Origin of the sequence: Nostoc edaphicum CCNP1411 (assembly GCF_014023275.1) — a bacterium.
GTDB lineage: Bacteria > Cyanobacteriota > Cyanobacteriia > Cyanobacteriales > Nostocaceae > Nostoc > Nostoc edaphicum_A.
Map to the genome: position 1 here is coordinate 323,717 of NZ_CP054698.1, position 20,932 is coordinate 344,648.

Annotated in this window: 11 protein-coding genes and 1 pseudogene; 5 read left to right on the plus strand and 7 right to left on the minus strand. The window is 42.7% G+C overall.

Annotation, left to right across the window (positions count from 1 at the left end; all coding sequences use genetic code 11):
- Positions 1-32: 32 nt before the first annotated feature.
- A complete protein-coding gene (locus HUN01_RS04160) occupies positions 33-1,730 on the minus strand; it encodes a SulP family inorganic anion transporter (RefSeq protein WP_203219543.1) in 1,698 nt (565 codons plus the stop codon).
- Positions 1,731-1,894: 164 nt separating this feature from the next.
- On the opposite strand from HUN01_RS04160, the pseudogene HUN01_RS04165 reads away from it, so the two are divergent.
- Together HUN01_RS04165 and HUN01_RS04170 are read left to right on the plus strand one after the other, a co-directional pair.
- Positions 1,895-3,004, plus strand: a pseudogene (locus HUN01_RS04165) (IS630 family transposase).
- A gap of 446 nt (positions 3,005-3,450) precedes the next feature.
- Positions 3,451-4,398, plus strand: a complete 948-nt coding sequence (locus HUN01_RS04170; RefSeq protein WP_181930212.1) for a LysR family transcriptional regulator — start codon at positions 3,451-3,453, stop codon at positions 4,396-4,398.
- A gap of 89 nt (positions 4,399-4,487) precedes the next feature.
- On the opposite strand, the gene HUN01_RS04175 is transcribed toward HUN01_RS04170, so the two are convergent.
- Positions 4,488-5,462 carry a DNA polymerase III subunit delta' gene (locus HUN01_RS04175; protein ID WP_181930213.1) on the minus strand — a complete coding sequence of 325 codons (975 nt, stop codon included), beginning with the start codon at positions 5,460-5,462 and terminating at the stop codon, positions 4,488-4,490.
- Positions 5,463-6,153: 691 nt separating this feature from the next.
- Between HUN01_RS04175 and HUN01_RS04180 the strand changes: the two genes are divergently transcribed.
- Positions 6,154-7,719 (plus strand): phytoene desaturase family protein, encoded by a 1,566-nt coding sequence (locus tag HUN01_RS04180; protein WP_181930214.1) that lies wholly within the window; start codon positions 6,154-6,156, stop codon positions 7,717-7,719.
- A 120-nt stretch (positions 7,720-7,839) separates the two neighbouring features.
- Here HUN01_RS04180 and HUN01_RS04185 read toward each other — a convergent pair whose 3' ends face one another.
- Positions 7,840-8,253, minus strand: coding sequence for a hypothetical protein (locus tag HUN01_RS04185; protein WP_181930215.1), 414 nt, complete (start codon positions 8,251-8,253; stop codon positions 7,840-7,842).
- 456 nt (positions 8,254-8,709) lie between these two features.
- On the opposite strand from HUN01_RS04185, the gene HUN01_RS04190 reads away from it, so the two are divergent.
- Complete coding sequence (locus tag HUN01_RS04190; protein WP_181930216.1) at positions 8,710-9,282, plus strand: PadR family transcriptional regulator; 573 nt, start codon at positions 8,710-8,712, stop codon at positions 9,280-9,282.
- 76 nt (positions 9,283-9,358) lie between these two features.
- On the opposite strand, the gene HUN01_RS04195 is transcribed toward HUN01_RS04190, so the two are convergent.
- The 4 genes from HUN01_RS04195 to HUN01_RS04210 form a co-directional block, all read right to left on the minus strand.
- Positions 9,359-11,275: a heavy metal translocating P-type ATPase gene (locus HUN01_RS04195; RefSeq protein ID WP_181930217.1), complete on the minus strand. Its 1,917-nt coding sequence runs from the start codon at positions 11,273-11,275 to the stop codon at positions 9,359-9,361.
- A gap of 563 nt (positions 11,276-11,838) precedes the next feature.
- Positions 11,839-15,165: a GAF domain-containing protein gene (locus HUN01_RS04200; protein ID WP_181930218.1), complete on the minus strand. Its 3,327-nt coding sequence runs from the start codon at positions 15,163-15,165 to the stop codon at positions 11,839-11,841.
- A gap of 255 nt (positions 15,166-15,420) precedes the next feature.
- The gene (locus HUN01_RS04205) at positions 15,421-16,608 is read right to left on the minus strand and encodes a TRC40/GET3/ArsA family transport-energizing ATPase (RefSeq protein ID WP_181930219.1); all 1,188 of its coding nucleotides are present in this window, start codon (positions 16,606-16,608) and stop codon (positions 15,421-15,423) included.
- 104 nt (positions 16,609-16,712) lie between these two features.
- Positions 16,713-16,994, minus strand: a complete 282-nt coding sequence (locus tag HUN01_RS04210) for a hypothetical protein (protein WP_181930220.1) — start codon at positions 16,992-16,994, stop codon at positions 16,713-16,715.
- A gap of 401 nt (positions 16,995-17,395) precedes the next feature.
- On the opposite strand from HUN01_RS04210, the gene HUN01_RS04215 reads away from it, so the two are divergent.
- A complete protein-coding gene (locus HUN01_RS04215) occupies positions 17,396-20,926 on the plus strand; it encodes a WD40 domain-containing protein (protein ID WP_181930221.1) in 3,531 nt (1,176 codons plus the stop codon).
- The last annotated feature ends 6 nt before the right edge of the window (positions 20,927-20,932 follow it).

Genomic DNA, 20,932 nt, shown 5'->3' on the forward strand with positions numbered 1-20,932 from the left:
AGATGGGCAATAATTTCACCTTGCTGCACTTATCAGGCGAGACTTTTTGACTGAATTAGGTCAAATGCCGACTTTAATGCCTGTAAGCGGCTTTCTACCTGACTAATTTGGGCTGACAAGGTGACAGAAGACAAATCCTGTGTGTGGTGAGGCTTACAGAATCGCTGCAATTCAAGCTGGGTAATCCGCCGTTCCACTTGTCCAGGGGTGATGACCATCCAGACATGGCGATGATGAGCGATCGCATCTTCGACTATAGATTCAATCGCCAGTGCCGCTGTGATCCCAATACTGGGGACTTCACTCAAATCTAATACTAGTGCATGATAGTCTTGCACCAACGACATCCGGCGGGAGATACTTTTGGCTGCACCAAAGCTCATTGGCCCTCCCAATTTCAGTAGCAAAATATCCCCTCCGGCTTGGGTGAGGATTTCCTGCTCGACGGGAGTGAGATTGTGATGCCCAGTGGAGTCAGTAATGACTTGGATATTATCACTTTGGAGATCGGTTAAGCGTTTAATAGTCAGTACATTGGCAATAAATGCTCCTACTAGTACCGCCGTAATTAAATCCACAAATACGGTTAAAAACAACACTAAATACATCAATCCCGTACCCTTTAAAGAAATACGGGGCGCACGTTTGATAAACCCCCAATCGAGAATATCAATACCTACCTTCAACAATAATCCCGCCAACACTGCATTGGGAATTTGCGCCGTTAACGGCCCCGCCCAAAACACGACCAACAGCAGTACCAGAGCATGAATCATCCCGGATAGGGGCGTTTTCCCCCCGGCTTGGACATTCACCACCGTCCGCATGGTGGCTCCTGCGCCAGGTAAACCTCCAAATAGCCCCGCCAACATGTTGCCAATCCCCTGCCCAATCAACTCCTTGTCAGAATCATGCTGAGTACGGGAAATACTATCAGCTACCAAAGAGGTTAACAGAGAATCAATCGCCCCCAACACCCCTAACATCAGCCCATACCGCAGCATATCTGCTAACTCGCGGATACTAAAGGTGGGCATTCGTAAGGTGGGTAATCCTCTAGGAATCTGACCAATACGAGCCAGATTTGCATCTCTAAATACGACCACTGAGATAATTGTTACTGCCACCAATGCCAATAGGGGGGACGGTAAAATCCGATTCAGCTTGGGTGGAACGGCAAAGACAATTAGCAAGGTTAGTAATCCCAGCCCTACAGCAACCCAGTTGGGATTACTCAGGTAAATGGGTAGTTTTTGTAGGGTTGTCACTACGCCACCCACTCCGGCATGACCCAACAAGGGGGGTAATTGGAGCAAAATGATTATTACGCCAATTCCTGACATAAAGCCAGAGATGACGGTGTAGGGCAGGAGAGTGATGTATTGTCCCAGGCGCATCACCCCAAATAGGATTTGCAGTAGCCCACCCAACATGACAATAGTAAATGCCATTGCTAACCCCGTATCGGGATGACGTGCTACCAAGGTAGCAATCACGGTGGTAGTGACAACAGTCATCGGCCCGGTAGGCCCAGAAACTTGGGCTGGTGTTCCGCCAAAGAGGGCAGCAAAAAAGCCGACGATGATAGCACCATACAGTCCAGCGATCGCTCCAGCACCGGAAGCAACCCCAAAGGCTAGGGCTAAGGGTAGAGCCACAATGGCAGCAGTTAAGCCCCCAAACAGGTCGCCGCGCCAATTGCGAAAATGAATTTTGTTGATTGGGTTGATGGACACCTTGTTATTACTCTCAATTAGAAAGATTTGAACACAATCAGGCTAAGTAGTTAAATAATATTTATTTTGAAACTCCGCTCCAGTTTGAAAGGTATAAGCTGTTACGCAGCTAGATTGTATAATATTAGATTAAGTAATTAATTTAGTATCAGCCATCTATGCCAGCAAAAAATCATCTTTCCCAAGAGCAGAAGGAAAGGCTACTAAAAACGCTAAAAGAGCATGAAAATCCCTACGTAAGAGAAAAGATTCTGATTTTATTATTAATGAATGATGGAAAAACTTATCAAGAGATTAGTAAGTTTTTAGATATTGCATATCCAACAGTAGCATATTGGGCAGTTCACGGCGATCCAGATAACCTAGAAAGTTTTTTAGATGGAAGAAGAGAAGGGAACTTCCGCAAAGTTACCAAAGAATATGAGGATTTATTATTAGAAATAATTGAAAAAGAGCCACTAGAGTATGGGTATGAATTTGGTCGTTGGACAGCAGCAAGACTAGCTACATACCTCGAAAAGATAACAGGAATTAAGTTAAGTGGTTCACAAGTTGGGAGAATATTAGAGCGAAAAAAAGTACGTTTACCTTTGGGCAAAATACAGCCTAGAGGACAAACAGAATCCTGAAATGCGTAAGGCATTTAAAGAAAAAATTGTCAGAATACTTAAGAATAACAAAGGAAGCCCCAGAGCGTTTACAGGTATGGTTTTGGGATGAGAGTGGATTTAGTTTAAGAGTGATAAGAAGAAAAAAACTGGGGTAAGAAAGGTACAAGGAAACAAATCACAGGTCAAAGAAGAAGAGGAAGAGTAAATATTATGGGAGGGTTACGTTATCACGACAAGAAGAGAATGAATTTTGTGATTAAAAAAGGAAATGCCGATGTATTTTATGAGCAGCTTCAATCTTTGAATAATTTTCTATTGCAAGAATGGATAGAGCAAGGAAATAGAATTGAGACTTTCAATAAATGTTCTGCGAAAATAGTGATTATCTTAGATAATGCCAGCTTCCATAAAAGAAAAGATATTTTAGTTCGTATCAAGGCAGAAATGCCAAATATTATCCTGGAATTTCTACCACCTTATAGTCCAGATTATAATTTGATTGAATTGGTTTGGCATTCAGCAAAAGAATATATAGCTCATAGATTGTTCGAGTCAGTATCACAGCTAGAAGAGTTGTTAAATAAATTGTTAAATGAAGGAGGTCTTATTATTAAATGGGAACGCAAAATTAAAAATAAAGGTAATGCTGTTTATTAAATTTAGCTGCGTAACAGCTTAAAAAACTTAGGGGATTTAATAAGGACGTATTTTTCCTTGCGCTGCGCGTCTCGGAAAAAATATGTTTATTTTTTTTCATAAATAAATTTACTAGGACTTACGCATTGACAGAAAATACCAAATATGAATTATTTGAAAAAGCACGTCTGTCGTAAGGGTTTAGCAATGCTCATTGGTGTCAACTTAACGCGAAACCGCACGTCCGCCAGGGATTGTAAATCCCTGGCGGGTGAATAACACCCAATCAGTACGCTATTTTTGGCAAAAGTAGACACCAATGAGCAATGCTAAACCCCTACATCTGACCGTCAAAGAACGATTAAAATATAAATCAGAGAAAAAGACCTGTAACAAACTCTACTAAATTACGGTTAAAAATCCGTTAACTTAATGAAACCGATAAATGTAATTCAGGCTACATAAAAATGCGCCTAGAGCAGTTGCAAGCCTTTTTAGCGATCGCCCAAACCGGCAGCTTTCAACAAGCAGCGCGAACGTGTGGTATTACCCAATCGACGATTAGTCGCCAAATTCAAGCATTAGAAGCAGATTTAGGGACAGAACTGTTTCACAGAACCAGTCATGCGAAATTGACGTTGGGAGGTGAACTTTTACTACCCCGCATCCGCAAAATTTGCCAAGAATGGCAGACAGCTAAAGAAGAATTAGCCGATTTAATCGCCGGAAAGCAACCAGAACTTTGCATTGCCGTGATTCACTCGCTTTGTGGATCTTACTTACCACCAGTGTTGCAAAAATTTTGTCACGATTATCCAGATGTGCAATTGCGAGTGACTTCATTAGGAAGCGATCGCGCTCTGAAAGTCCTCAAAGATGGATTAGTGGATTTAGCAATTGTGATGAATAATCGCTTTTTAACCACCAGTAGAGAAATGGTGGTAGAAGTACTTTACGATGAACCTATAGAAGTTTTAACCGCAGCTAATCATCCCCTGGCACAATATGAATTCGTTCCTTGGTCGGAGCTAATTCGTTATCCCCAAGTGGTTTTTAAAGATGGTTATGGGATGCAACGCTTAATACAAGATAGATTTGAGCGAATGGAAGCTACACTCCAGTCGGCTTTAGAGGTAAATACCCTAGATGCCTTTCGGGGAGTCGTGCGCCAAGGAGAACTGATAGCTTTGCTACCTCAATCAGCATTACTGGAAGCTCGTCTTGACCCTACCCTGGCGATTCGTTCCTTAGCCAGCAATAATACTAGTGGTTTAGCAGATGCTTCCAGTTTGACTCGTCGAGTAGTTATGGTGACAACTCAAGACCGTTTGCAAATTCCCCCAATTAAGCACTTTTGGCAACTCGTGCGGGAAAATATTCCACTGCAAATTGACCAGCAGCGATCGGCTTCTTAATTGCTCGTGATTTACTGGCTATCTCTTCATCCGGCGGCGGCTTACAATTCCAGTTTTTCCGCCAGCCGTGTCCACTGTCGGCATCGCACTCAGCGAAGAGTAGTATAAATAGAATCAGATTTTTGATACACAGATAAAAGCAGACATTCCCAAACTAGCCTTGGTTGAGCGTAAACAAGTAAGTATTTACGAGCTTGTTCTAGCTGATTTATAATACTAGATTGATGCCACTGTTGCCAGTAAAACTGCTGAAGATAATCAACTAACCACAATTGTGCTTCTGTATCTAAATCCTGATCAATTTTCTTGGCTAACTCCAAGGCGTTACGGTAAGATTTAGGCGCTTTTTTCAAATCTTCGAGTAATTCCGGGGGAATAGTTTGTAATTGCTCATAAGATGCGATCGCAGTTCCGGCACTACCAGATGCTATGCTCAAAACTGCCTGATTTTGCAAAATTTCTTGATGACCTGTTTGCGTAAGTACAACAGCTAAAGACTGTGCATCTAAACGATAAAAAGGAATGCGTTGACACCGTGAAACTAAAGTCGGCAACACAGACTCAGGTGTAGGTGCAATTAAAATTAATGTCGCCTGTCCCGGTTCTTCCAAGGTTTTGAGTAAAGCATTCGCTGCGGCTTCTGCCATTGTTTGAGCTTCCTCCAGCACTACTACATTCCTCGGCGCTTCCAAAGGCGGACGACCTAAAAACTCAGTAATTTCCCGAATTTGCTCTAGCCGAATTACAGGTGGCGCTTTACGCTTCAGTCCTTTCTCGGCTGCTTCTGCTGCTGTTAATCGTTGTCCCTGGTGTTGGTACGTTGGTTGCACCCACAACAAAGCTGGATGGTTCCCCTGGCGCAAACGGTTTTGTAAAGACGCAGTGACTCCCATTCCACTAGAAAATAGCAATTCCACAAAGCATCGGGCTGCTAAACTTCTTCCTACACCATCTGGCCCCACAAATAGGTAGGCTGGAGCAACCCGGTTTTGTCTAACAGCCTGAGTCAGTAATTCTATACCTTGCTGTTGTCCTATAAGTGGTGTAAATGGATCATTAGTCATTAATAATTACTTAGGAGTTAGGAGTTAGGAGTTATTAGAGACTTCCAGAAATTAAATTATTCAATTTTGGAGCGAAGATGATCATTAGATTCTTCCTCCCCTGCTTCCCCTGCTTGCCAAAGCGATGGGATATTTTTTTAGTTGGAAGTCCCTTATTCCTCTGCTCCCCTGCCTCTCTGCTCTCCTGTATAGTTTTAGCTAATTCATAATTTAAGTCAGTTTTTATGAAGAAAAGCAAATGTTGTCAAACATTTTTTTATAGTTTCGATAATCTGAATACATAAAGGATAAAGAAAAAAGCTCAGACTCTTAAATTATCGCCTACTAATCTGCAAGTTTTCACGGTTATTGCAGCTAAATTTTGTGGTTACTTTAAATCAGTGAACAGTTCAACTGCTCCTTGCCTTTTGTTCAACATTCTTCAGGGCATCTAAATGTTAGCTAGTTATTTAGCGAACATTTACCGCAGCTAAATATCAAAATATTCGGTGATGGTGCAGTGACTACTATCAACGATAAAAAACCTTACACCTTCTATGAATGTTTCTTCTATCTGATTTTCATTTACTGAAAACTACAAAGCTAGGTAAAGAACCGCTGAGTAATTTGGTCTTTTTACTAGTAAAAAAATGGTGAAATAAATCCATAACACCGAAATCAAGAGAAATCAAGATTGCCAAAGGAGACTGATATGGAAATCTTCGATTATGTAATTCTGGGAGCCGGACTAGGCGGACTTTCAGCCGCAGCCTGTTTAACTCGACAAGGTTATCGGGTAGCAGTTTTAGAACAACATTATTTACCTGGTGGATGTTGTCACACCTTTGATTATGGGGAATATAGTTTTTGTGCTGATGTGCATTACATCTCTCAATGTGGTTCTGGTCAGACTATAGCCCAATTTCTTGACTATATTCACCAAGATATACCCTTTAATAGCCTCGATCCTGACTGCATCGATCGAGTCATCACACCAGAGGCAGATTTTAAAATTCCCTTGGGATGGGAGAATTTGCGATCGCGTTTACTCTCCACATTTCCCGAAGAAGCTAGTGCTATTAACCGTTACTGCAATGAAGTTCAGCAACTCCACCAAGAAATTCGCAACCTAGTGCACGAGGTACACTGGTTTGATCATAAGTTGTCTGACTGGTTGAAGTTACCAAAATATTTGAATTTATTTTGGAAGCGGAGTTGGACTCTACAAGATTTGTATAACCATGTCGGGTTATCGCCTAAACTGCAAGCAGTACTGGCGGGACAAAGTGGCGACTATGCACTACCACCCCAAGAAATTGCCCTACTCACGCACACTTCCCTTGTTTGGGACTACTCAGAAGGTGCTTATTATCCAAAACATCACTTTAAACACTTTGTTAACACCATTGCAGATGTAATTACCGCAGGTGGAGGTGTCATCAAATACTTAACCCCGGTAAGCCATATTCAAGTTAGTAACCACGCTGTTCATAGCATCCTTGCCGATGGTATCAGCTATCGCGCCAGCAAAGCTTATATTAGCGACCTCGACCCGAAATTAACAGTGAAGTTGATGCATGATTCTCAAGCATTGAGTCAAAAAGAGCATCAACGTCTCACTAGTTACGAATACTCAGCCAGTGCTTTCAATATTTACCTGGGTTTAGATAGTCGCTTCGATCCCCAACGCTACGGCATCGGTAACTGGAATATTTGGTATTATCCCACAGGCGACCTAAACAGAGAATATCAACGACAATTGGCAGGTGACTTCAGTCATCCGTGGATTTTCCTCTCTTGTCCGACAATGAAATCCAGTGAACCAGGGGTGGGGCCAGAGGGACATCACGTTTTAGAGATTGCTACTGTCTGTTCTTATGAACCATTTGAACATCTACACAAAACTGATCCAAAAGAGTATAAAGTCAAAAAGCGGGAAGTTTATCAGCAGATTATGACAAGTGTACGAGAGTTAATTCCAGATGTAGACAACTACGCCCGGATGAAAGTTTACGGCACACCTACCACCAGCGAATTTTATCTGGGACAACCGCAGGGTAATATTTACGGCGCGAAATTAATACCTAAACAGGTTGGTTTAAATCGTCTGGGATATACTACAGAATTATCTAACCTGTTTTTAGTAGGGGCAAGTGCTGGGTATCCGAGTGTACCAGGTGTAATTGGGAATGGGATGGATGTTGTAGAACTGCTGACAGGGCAATCTGTATGGCACAAAGCTGAAATATCTCAGCCTTTGGTGGCAGTTGGTTCATGAGTGCTGTTAGCGGTAGCGGGGCGTTTAGCCCGTGCTGAGTGCTGAGTGCTGAGTATGATTTTTACTTTTTTACTCAGCACTCTTTAGGTTAAGTCATAATTTGATGGAAATGCCTTACCTTCACACCTTAGACGTGAGAAATCTGGATATCTCCGCATGTGCTAATACAGCCGCAGGTTCGCGCTGGAGAGCATTGTAATACTTTCTCTCGAAGGTATTGCCTGTCTCTAACGGTACAATCAGTGTGCGGACATCAGTAATCAACTTTTGGAAATCGTCCAGCGATATCGGTTCATCTGCTTCGAGCATTTCATCAACTTGCACAACCACTTCAGAAATACGATGTAGCCAAGCAAATTGTTCATGAGCAATGACGAGCTGAAGAAGTTCTCCGTTTGATACTCGTCCACTAACCTGTTCGTAGGCAATACGTTCTGTCTCTAGCAACATCTTGTGAAGGTAGAGTAATTTGTTTCGTAAATCACGCAGATATTGATGTTGACGTATTCTTTGTGAAAGTGTGTTAGAAGTCAATGTTACCCATCCTCTCGTTACAATAGTCTTTGATGGCTTAAATAATTTCTGCGTCAGTATTAATCGCGAGTAGACTATACCGAACAATTACTTCGTGAAGTGATACGCTAGCGATGAGTAGCATCTCCAATAGTGGCGTAGACACTCGCTAGAAGACTTGCAGCTCTTATCATAACTTCTGCTTGCTTTCTCTTCTTTACGAGAGGCTGAACCAACAAGAGCAGCACTCAAGATACATCGCTAACTTTCTCACTGTCTTGTGCAAACAGCACCATTTGCCATCTACCCAACCTCAGTTTATATATTTGGTTTCCTTGCTAAGAAGCATTACGATCAACATATTTTTTTATAGTCGTTATATCTTATATCTGATTAATCATATATTAGCATAAACTTATAAGAAGTACATAGTGTAGAACCTATCGAGAAAATATCAATTATGGGAAAACCGTCTTAATGTCTCTAGCATACGTAATTCTAGGTCTTCTTCAGCAGCAAGAAATGACGGGCTACGACCTCAAAACGAGCTGCTTTGATCAATGCATTGCCCATTTGTGGCCAGCAGACCAGGCACAAATTTACAGAACTCTCGATAAGCTAGTTGAGCAAGGCTGGATTACCTGTACGATTGAGATTCAGCACGATCGCCCCAACCGCAAAGTCTACAGTGTGACGGAACCTGGTAAAGCCGAATTCGCCCAATGGCTTGGGATTCATCAGCCCTTGCCGACTTTACGAGAGCCAATGCTAGTCCAGTTGCATTTTGCAGATCAGTTGTCAAATGAAACCATTATTCATCTACTGGAACAACAATTGGCGGCTCGAAGCAAAAAACTTGCTGAATGTGAAACCATCGATTTACCATTACTCAGTGATGAGTCTGCCAACCGTGAGCAGGTGATGCAAAGGCTTGTGCTGGAGTTGGTAATCCGAAGAGAACAGACTTATATTGATTGGTTGAAAATAGCGATCGCACTTATCAGTCAGCAAAAGCCATTACCCTACTCTACTACTGGTTCATCGCATTAGTTCTGAGGTGTTAGCGGTGGTCAGATCCCCAACTTCTTCAAGAAGTCGGGGATCTTGCAGCCCATCAAAATTAATTTTACCTCAGCAATCTCAGACCACTGAGGGTAACTAATACTGTAGAACCTTCATGGCCAATGACACCGATGGGTAGGTTAATATTTCCCAGAAAGTTGCCGACTAAAAGCAACATAATAAAACCCAACGCTACGACTACATTTTGTTTTACTATGAGTTGCGATCGCCTACCTAAATGTATCGCTACAGCAATTTTTTCTAACCTGTCTGCCATCAGCACTATATCTGCGGTTTCCAATGCCACATCACTACCAGATACTCCCATCGCTATACCTACAGATGCTTGGGCTAAAGCTGGTGCATCATTGATTCCATCACCTACCATTGCCACAGTTTGATATTGTTGCTGTAGACGGCGGATAACATCGAGCTTATCTTCTGGTAAAAGTTGAGCATATACCCGATCAATTCCTACTGCTTTGGCGACACTGTGAGCAGTTTCCTGATTATCCCCGGTTAACATGACAATTTGTTCAACTCCCAATTTCTTTAACCGGGTAATAGTTGCAGCTGCTTGCGATCTTACTTGATCTGCGATCGCAATTACACCAATCACCTCTGCTTCTCTGTTTCCCTGTGCTACCCAAACCACAGTTTTACCTTCTTGTTCCCAAGATTGAACTATTTCTCGCAATTCTTCAGGTAAATTTGTCACATACTGTTGGACAAAAACGGCGTTCCCCACAATTACCTGTTCTTCTTGGGCAATTCCCACAATTCCCTGTCCAGGTATAGCTTGCACTTGGATTGCACCAACCCAATCTAAATCACCAGCCGCTTGTACAATTGCCTTACCGATGGGATGTTCGGAAGATGATTCGACACTAGCAGCCACTTTTAGAACATCATATTTAGTGTATTTACTAACTGAAATTACCTGAAATACCTGCACCTGCCCTGTTGTTAGAGTACCAGTTTTATCAAATGCGATCGCTCGGACTTTGCCAATCTTCTCCAACTGCGCCCCATTTTTAAACAAAATCCCCTGTCTTGCACCATTGGCAATTCCTGAAAGTAGGGTGGGCATAATTGCAGCCATCAGCGCACAGGGAGAAGCCACCACTAGGAAGGTAAGAGCGCGATAAATTGTTGTTTCCCAATCCCAACCCCAGAGAAATGGCGGTAAAGTTGCCAGTAATATCCCGGCTACTACAATGACTTTGGCATATCCTTTCTCAAAGCGATCGATAAACTCTTGGGAAGGTGGTGCTTCTGTCTGCGCTTGTTCTACTAGGCGAATCACACGCTGAATCAAACTGCTTTGGGCTGGTTTGTGTACCTTAATTTGCAATGCACCATAGCCGTTGAGTGTGCCGGCAAATACTTCTTCGCCTACTGTTTTCTCTACAGGTAAAGACTCGCCTGTAATTGCAGCTTGATTGAGGGTGCTGTAACCAGATAAAATTATTCCATCAGTAGGAATTAGCTCTCCGGGTTTGACGACAATCTCATCACCCACTTTTAACTGACTGATAGCAACTTCCTCTTCCCTGCCCTGATGCAAAACCCTTGCTGTATCTGGTGTCAGACTCATCAAACTGCGGATACTCCGCTCAGTGCGCTGCATAGCATAGCCTTCTAGTGCGCCACTGATGGCAAAGATGAGAATCAAAATTGCTCCATCAATAATTAGATGATATTCTCTTCGCCATAAGCCGAGACTAGCAGCACCAATCGCTGCCACAATCATCAGCAAATCTACATCGAGTTCTTTTTCTTTGAAGAGAGTAGTTAATCCTTCTCGCGCACTTTCGTAACCACCAATTACATAAGCAGCAGGTAGCAGCAGGAACGCCAATCCCAACCATCCGAGATGTAAGGCGAACCATCCGAAAAATAGCAATAAGCCACACAAAAGGGCTGCTACGGTATCTGCGTGTTCTCTGGTGAATTGGCCGAAACGTTGGGGGTAGAGCATGAGAGGTGAATTAACAAGGACTCTCTCACGCTAAACCTTGACATTAATGTTAATGTCAAGGTTTTAACTTAATCGCCTAACCCATCCACGGCGGTGGCTCCCCAACCTAGGGCAATACTTTTCGGTTAGGGACTTCCAAAAAATAAATTACCCAATCTTGTGGGGTGGGCCGAAAAGCCACTGGTGTCTACTTTTGCCAAAAATAGCGTACTGATTGGGTGTTGTTCACCCGCCAGCCAGCCAGGGATTGTAAATCCCTGACTAATTGCTCAAGTCTACTGAAGTAGACTGAAAATTTTTGCGCTCTAAAGTCTTCTTCAGAGGACTTTAGCTATGAGACAGGGATTTACAATCCCTGGCGGACGTGCTGCGGACGTGCGGTTTCGCGTTAAGTTGACACCAATGGCGAGACGCCCACCCCACAAGAAGTAGTTGAGTATTTTTTTATTTGGAAGTCCCTTAAAGGTAAGAGAAAAGGTTTGAATTCACCTTTCCCCTTACCCTTTAACCTTTTCCCAGACCAAAAGATGAGATTGTTAGGCTTATCCGAAAAGTATTGCAACCTACGGGAGTTGATGGTGCGATTTGGTGATTTGTCTAATCGGAATTTCAATCCAAAATTCTGTTCCTAACCCCGGCTGAGAATCACATTTAAACACACCACCGTGTTTATCTACGACAATCTGGTAACTAATTGACAACCCCAAGCCAGTGCCTTTTCCCACTGGCTTAGTAGTAAAAAATGGGTCGCAGATTCTTGCCTTCAAAGCTTCGGGTATTCCTGAGCCATTGTCTGCAATGCGAATTACTACACTCTTGACATTGCCTTCAAGTTCTCCAAGAGCAGTACTGATGGTAATTTCACTGCTATGAGGTTGTGATTGAGATTCCTTGTAATCTTCTAGAGCATCGATCGCATTGCTTAAAACATTCATAAATACTTGATTCAGTGGCCCGGCATAGCATTCTACCAAGGGAAGGTCGCTGTATTCTTTGACTAATTTAATCGCCGGACTTTCCGGTTTTGCTTTCAAGCGATGCTGCAAAATTAGCAAGGTGCTATCAATGCCCTCATGAATATCAACTGGCTTCTTTTCTGCCTGATCGAGGCGAGAGAAATTCCTTAAACCCAAGACAATCTGCCGGATACGATCAATGCCAACTTTCATAGAAGATAGAGTTTTGGGCAAATCCTCCATGATAAATTCTAAGTCGATCTCGAAGGCGCGATCGCGAATCTCAGGGCTGGGGTTAGGGGCATTTTGCAAATAAAGGTCTAGTATACTGAGTAAATCTTGGGCGTAATCATTGACATGATTGATGTTGCCATAAATGAAGTTGACGGGGTTATTAATCTCGTGGGCAACACCAGCTACCAGTTGACCAAGTGAGGACATTTTCTCAGTTTGAATCAGTTGGGTTTGAGTTTGCTTTAAATCATGCAAAGCTTGAGCTAACTTTTGGGTCTGCTCTTTGGTTTGATTATGTAATTGGGCTTGTTGGAGCGCAACCCCAAGCTGATTGGCAATTTGAGTAATAAACTTAATTTCCGAAGCTTCCCAATGGCGCGGTGCAGAATTTTGATATGCTGCTAACAAGCCCCATAGCTGTTGCCCAATAAATATAGGTGCGATCGCATAAGCCCTTGCTTGAATTTGCTCTAAAATTGCAACGTGGCATTGAGAGTGGCCAGCTTCATAGATGTCATCAACTACAAAAGTTTCATTGTGACGATATCGCCCACCTTGGGTTTCTTGCAAATAGCTATCTTGCCAAATTGTTTTGATATGGTCACTTACTAGCTTTAACCAGCCATTGCCCACAAACTCGGCGATATATTCACCACTCCAATCAGGCTGGAAGCGGTAGACTGCAACTCGATCAGCTTGTAGTGATTTACAAATTTCTTGGGTGGTTGTCTGAAAAATCGCATCTAGATCAAGAGATTCCCTAACTTTCGCCACAACTTCAAACAATACCCGTTGTTGTTCTGCTGCTTGTTGCAAATCTAACGTTTGTTGTCGTGTCTGAGTGAGTAATTCAGCTTGCTGGAGTGCTACTCCCATTTGGGCAGCAATCTGACTGAGAAAGTTAACTTCAGAAGCTTTCCATTGCCGAGGGCCGGTGTGTTGATAAGTTGCCAGCAAACCCCAAAGTTTTTGCCCAATAAAAATCGGAGCAAGCACAAAAGCGTGAATTTGAAACTGCTCTAGATTGTCGATATGACACTGAGTAAACCCCATACTATAAATGTCATCGACTGCAAATGTTTCATTGTTGCGGTAACGTCCTCCCTGTGTGTCTTGTAAGTAGGTGTCATTCCAAATTGTATTAATACCTAGTTCAGACTCATTCGACCAGTATGGACTAGCAGCCTCGAAGTCCCCAACAAATTCACCACCCCAACTAGAATCGAAACGATAAACAGAAACGCGATCGGCTTTGATTAATTGACAAACTTCTTTAGTTGTGGTTTGAAAAATCGTATTTGTGTCCAGAGATTCCCGAATTTCGGCAATAACTTTAAACACAGCCTGTTCTTGTTCAGATGTCCGTTGTAACTCAACTGTGCGTCTTTTAACTTGTTTTTCTAAATTTTCATTGAAGACTTGTACTTGTTGGTGTAGTTCATACTGCTGAACTGCTGAAGCAAAGTGTTTACCGAGGTTTCTAGCCAGTTCAATGTCTTCAACCGTCCATTTTTGAGCTTGTGCTTTTTTAGATTCGCGCCAAGCCTCAAAAGATCGCCGGGGGTAAAGTTGCCTGCGATCGCACTCATACTGCCCCGCCCATAAAGTTTCTATATCTACTTCGTTGCGGAAAATACTTAAGTAACCTAGTAACTGCTGACGATACTGGAGTGGAATTGTCAATATGCTGCGAATTTTAGTTGGTTGAAAAGCAACTTGCAAACTTCGCAAGTCAGAAGTGTTATATATATCTGAAATTGCCCAAACATCGTAGTTACTAGACTTATAGTGTTCTTGCCAGACACTATACTGCTCTATGAGTGGATATATAGTTTGTTCTGGCATCACAGGTTGTTCTCCACAGATATAAAGCTTAATACAGGTATTTCCTGGTATTAAGCATTCTGTCAAGCTAGTGATGTTGCCACTGTGGAAATCAAAAGCTGCATTTCTAATACAAAGCCTGCCACCAACACCATTAAAGGCAGCAACAGCCGCTTCTAAGGCTGGTTGTAATACAATCGTCGGCAGTGAATGTAGTAGAGTCGCAATGCGGTTAACGATCGCTTCCCGTTCGGCTGTTTTGCGGACTTGAGCAAGAAGGGTACTTTGAGCGATCGCTACTGACAGTTGATCAACTACCGTCTGTACTGCTTCTAGTTCATATTCTGAAATCAAATGCGCTTGGGAATTATGAGACACCAGCAGCCCCCAAAGTTCATCTTGATAGAGAATAGGCGCTACTACAGAAGACTTTACCCCCATTGCCGTCAAATATTCAATATGGCAGGAATCTACAGGGCGGTAACAGATTTCCTCTGATATTGTTTCTCCATTTTCCAAGTCACGCAGATGAATTTGACCAATTTCTTGAGTATCAAGATTTACAACAGAACACATCCGTGATTTGATAAATAGTTCACGGGCGCTGAGGGGAATATCGTCAGCAGGAAAATTTAGTCCTAGTAATGATGGCAACCGATTTTCGTAAATTGACTCAGCAATCACTTGACCACTATCATCGGGATGAAATTTGTAAATCATCACTCGGTCAGTTTTTAATAGCGATCGCACCTCTGCCGTTGTCACTGTGATAATTTCTTCCAACTCTAAGCTACGTCGGATACGGTTTGTAATGCGACGTAGTAAACTTTCTTCATGGCGACATAAGGGCAAATGTTGTTCAATGTTAGAGGTCATTGCTTATAATATATTCAATTAATAATTTACAAAACAGAGATAATTAAATCTAATGACATTTTCAAATTTATTTCATCAATTTGTCTTCAGTAAAACTACGGCAAATTACTAATAAAAATATTTATTTGCTTTTTATGCAAATTCACCAAAAATTATAAAAACAGACGCTAATAAAATTGCGTCTGTTGCACTTGCGATAAATGATTATTGCTGTTTATTTGTAATGTTTTGCTGACAGAAAAACGCCCAACAAAATTAAGTTTTTGCGTTGTCAGCAAAGCGGATTTTTAGATAATCGTTTTCCATCTTTGCCCCTGCTGGTTGTAGTGCTGCTAAGGCTTGTGGCAAAACTAAATTACGACGGTGGTTGCCAATTGTAATGTTTAATTCGTCTCCCGTTTTACTTAATTGAACTTGGTCTTTAGGAATACCAGGTAAGTAAAGTTCTAAGCTGTATTGGTTTTCCTCTTGCACAACTCTAAGAGTTGTTTCTTTGTAATAAACCTGAGTTGGATCTTCATCTTTGTAAAGGGTTTCCTTCAGGCGTTCTAAAGAAGCTAAACCGCACATCTCCTCGGAAAATAAAGGAACTTCTTTCACAGGTAGAGGGTGAAAATCATCATGAATTTCCCGGCGATATTGTTCCTGACTTTCCTTCCAACGTTGGAAAAATGGATCTTGGACTTCACTTGGAATAATCCGATTAGCCACTACTAAATCTGTTGCAACATTATATAAACTCAGATAGGCATGGGCACGGAGAGACTCTTTAATCACCATCTTTTCAGGATTAGTGACAAGACGCACTGAGGTTTGAGTATTATCTGTTAGTACTTTTTCCAGAGCTTCAATTTGTTCGTAAAACTCATAGGGTGCATCCATTACCTCTTTATCGGGTAGCGAAAAACCGGCAATTGGTCTAAACAAAGGTTCCACCAGAGGTCGAAGTGCTACCGAGATGTTTTGAAATGGTTTGTAAAAACGGCGCATATACCAGCCACCGACTTCAGGCAAACTTAGCAAACGCAGTGCTGTGCCGGTGGGGGCCGAGTCGATAATTAAGACATCAAACTCACCTTCATCGTAATGGCGTTTCATCCTTACCAAGCCAAAAATCTCATCCATGCCTGGTAGAATAGCCAATTCTTCCGCCTGTACGCCATCTAATCCCCTTGCTTGTAAAACTTGGGTAATATAACGTTTCACAGCACCCCAGTTTCCCTCCAGTTCTTGTAGCGCATCCAGTTCCGCACCCCACAGATTTGGGCGAATTTTTTGGGGTGCATGTCCCAGTTCCATGTCAAAACTGTCTGCTAGGGAGTGAGCAGGATCTGTACTTAAAACCAATGTCTGATAGCCTAGTTCCGCACAACGGAGTCCAGTTGCAGCAGCGACGGAAGTTTTGCCCACGCCGCCTTTACCGGTCATCAAAATTACACGCATAGATGCTTCTATCCTGCCTGAGGATTTTTTACATTTATTTACATTATCGACTGTTTAAGGAAAATAAATGTTGTTTCAACACGTCTAGGCATTATTATGAACGTTTACCCTAACTCGTCCGTTGGGTTTTGCTGCAATAACTGATCGAGTTTAGTTTCCAGTGCTGAGAGTTTTTTGAGAATTGTGGGGCGATCGCCATCGAGAGAAACTAGTAAATTGGTTATTCTCTCTTGTATGTTGGTTAATTGTGCTACTGCATTCTGGATTTGGAGCATTCCTTCTCGGAGTTCTTGGCGTTCCTGACGTGCTTCCGCCATTTCATCTAGCATAGCTTGGACTGTTTTAGCGTTACTCTCAAGTAGATGTTTGAGTTCTTTATCAGTCATTGCGATCGCGCTTTGGAATTGAGTTTATTATTAACTCTAAAGTATTGAGGGATTTTGTTCAGCAATTCCAAATTCAAATTTTGACAACGGGTACACTCTAGCTTGAGGATATAACCCGTATTTCTCACAAGCTTCAGGCGTTTGATAAAGCAGAGGGGCGGAGGGGCGGAGGGGCAGAGGGGAAAGAACTTGGTATTTGAACTCTCCCCTGCTCCCCTGCTCCCCTGCTCCCTTTTTCTGCACCTTCTTGACAAATGTGCAATTATCCTGATATTTCACTGATAGTCACTGTACAGCTTTTTCTCACCATTTAGTCTAAACTTCAGTCATAAATATATCTTGGGTGAAAAAGTACTTAAGTTCTGTGCTAAATCTATCTTTGTCTGTAGAGGAATTTGGGTATGCTAAGACGTAAGCGCGGAGTTATACTCACTTCTGTTGGTTTACAGAAGTTCGAAGAAGCAAGGCACAAGTTTGAGTTTCGAGATAATTTTGGCAAGAGATTCACTCTTGAAGAGTTAAGCTACCGCACTAACTTAGACCCTCTAACAATTAGAAAAGTTTTAAACCGTAGGAAGGGAGTTGACAAGCGAACACTTGAGGCTCTCTTTCTTGGTTTTGATAGCCGCCTTTGCGAAGGCTACTATTCGACCTCAGACCCCAATTGCCGTCAAGATTGGGGGGAAGCTGTTTCTGTCTTAGCATTTTACGGACGTACAGAAGAACTCAGTACTCTGGATGAGTGGTTGCTGAAGGATCGCTGTCGATTAGTGACCATTCTCGGAATGGGTGGGGTAGGGAAAACTAGTCTGTCAATCAAATTGGCAGAACTAATGCAGGACAAATTTGATTGTATTGTCTGGCGATCGCTGTATGACGCTCCACCCATTGATACATTCTTGGGTAGCATCATTCAGTTTCTGTCTGACGAGCAAGAAACTGAGGCAGAATTGCCGGAAAGCGTTAGTGAGAAGATTTCCCTGCTGCTTAACTACTTTAAGGAAATGCGCTGCTTGGTCGTGTTCGATAATGTAGACGCTGTGTTACGTGGTGGAAGTCGAGCAGGACAATATAACCTTGGATATGAGCAGTATGGCGAACTCCTCAAACGAATAGGTAAATCAGACCACCAGAGTTGCTTGCTACTCACAACGCGAGAAAAACCTAAAGAGGTTGCCTCTCTAGAAGGAGAAGCCTTACCAGTGCGAACTTTGAGATTGGGTGGACTCAAAGAAGGAGAGGGAGAGGAAATTCTTAAGAGTAAGAGGCTCAAGGGTTTAGAAACTCAATTTAACGCACTGGTCAAACGCTATGGGGGCAATGCCTTAGCCTTAAAAATTGTGGCAACTACGATTCAAGATTTATTTGATGGTTATATTTCTGAGTTTTTAAAAGAGGAAACCACCGTATTTGGCGATCTTCGTGATTTATTAGAGCAGCAATTTGAGCGCTTATCTGATGAGGGAAAAGATGTAATGTACTGGCTAGCGATTAATCGGGAGCCAGTAACCCTCTCCAAATTACGAGAAGATTTAGTATCGCCTTTTCCCCAACTCAATTTAATTGAAACGCTGGAATCTTTGGGACGGCGATCGCTCATCGAACGAGATACAGCCTACTTCACCCTACAGCCAGTCGTGATGGAGTATGTGACAAGTCGCTTGATTGAGCAAGTTTGTGAGGAGATTGTTAAGCAGGAGTTTTCGCTTTTTAGAAGCCATGCTCTGATCAAAGCTACTGCCAAAGACTACATCAGAGAGACTCAAATTCGTCTCATTCTTTATGCCGTGATTAACCGATTAATTCCACTGTTGCAAGGCAAAAAAAACTTGGAATATGAACTGACTCAAATCTTACTCAAACAGCAAGAGAAATCCCCCTTGGAGCCAGGATATGTAGCAGGTAATATTCTTAACTTACTCAATCAGCTAGAAACTAATTTAACAGGCTATGATTTCTCTGGCCTAAGTATTTGGCAGGCTGACCTCCGAGATGTAAATTTGCAAAATACGAATTTTGCTTACGCCCATCTAGTGAGGTGTACGTTTACTGAAACCTTTGGTGCTATTCATGCGGTAGCCTTTAGTCCTGATGGAGAACTTCTGGCGGTAGGTGACAGTAATGGAGAAATTCATCTGTACCAAGTTAGCGATGTGCAACCAGTTTTCATCTGCACGCGACATAAAAGTTGGGTAACATCACTGACGTTCAGCCCTGATGGTAAGATTCTCGCTAGCGGCAGCACAGATTACACAATAAAGCTATGGGATGTTAGTACTGGTCAGTGCCTTCGCACCTTAGAAGGGCATACAAATGAGGTTTGGTCGGTTGCATTTAGCCAAGATAATTGCACATTAGCAAGTGGCAGCGATGACTGCACCGTGAAGCTATGGAATAGCAGCACTGGAGAATGCTTCAAAACACTCCAGGGACATCTTAGTTGGGTACTCTCTGTTGTCTTTAGGGGAGATACTCAACTGTTGAGTGGTAGTGACGATCGCACTGTTAAATTGTGGGATATCAACACTGAACAGTGTATGCAAACGTTTGAAAAACACCATAATAGTGGAATACGGTCAATAATCCTCAGTCCAGATGGTCAAATACTGGCAAGTGGCAGCGAGGATCAAACTATTAGGCTATGGAAAACTCAAACGGGTGAATGTCTCAAAACACTTCTGGGGCATTCAAATCGAGTTTTTTCAGTGGACTTCAGCCCGCAAGGTGACCTTTTGGCTAGCGGTGGGCACGATCAAACTGTGAAACTATGGAGTGTCGATACAGGTGAATGCCTCAAGACGCTTCAAGGACATTTCAGTTGGGTTTTTGCAGTTGCCTTCAGTCCCCAAGGTAGGCTTTTGGCTAGCGGTGGACACGATCAAACCGTGAAGCTATGGAGTGTCGATACAGGTGAATGCCTCAAGACCCTACAAGGATATACCAATCAAATACTCTCTGTTACCTTTAGTCCTGTTAGTGCTAGCTTACCAAGCATTGGTCAAATTTTTGCTAGTAGCAGCCGCGATCGCACTGTAAGGTTATGGGATGCCGCAACTGGTGAATGCTTGAAAGTGTTAAAAGGACATTCCAACTCAGTTCATTCAGTTATCTTTAATCATGAAGGAAATATCCTAGTCAGCAGTAGTGGAGATAAAACACTAAAAATATGGGATGTCCCTTCAGGTAAAACCTTAAGAACCTTACAGGGACATCGTGCAGCAGTTTTGTCGATTGCCTTTAGTCCCGATAGCCAGACGATCGCCAGTGGCAGTGAGGACTGTACTATAAAATTATGGGACGTTCGTTCAGGTCGAACCTTAAGAACCTTACAGGGACATAACGCTGCGGTTTGGTCAGTTGCCTTTATCTCTCAAGGAGAGATATTAGCGAGTGGCTCCTGGGATCAAACGATCAAGTTATGGGATATTCACACGGGTAGCTGCCTCAGAACCTTGGCAGGACACACGAGTTGGATTTGGGCAATTGCGATCGCCCCTGATGGTAATACCTTGGCAAGTGCTAGTCCAGATCGAACAATCAGACTGTGGAATCCGCACACGGGTGAGTGCCTCAAAGTTTTGCAAGCAGACACAAACTGGTTGCAATCGATCGCCTTTAGCCCTGATGGCAAGATACTGGCTAGCACGAGTCACGATATGACAATCAAGTTGTGGGACGTTTGCACAGGTGAGTGCCTGAAAGTTTTGCACGGACATACAGGCTTGGTTTGGTCAGTTGCCTTTAGTCCAGATAACCAAACCTTGGTTAGTGGCGGTGACGATGAAACGATTAGACTTTGGGATATCGGAGCAGGCAAATGCTTAAAAACCATGAGAGCGACTAAGCCCTATGAGCAAATGAATATTGTCGGAGTTAAAGGTTTAACTGAGGCGGCAACTGCCACGTTGACCTCTTTAGGAGCAGTTATCTAAGCTCAA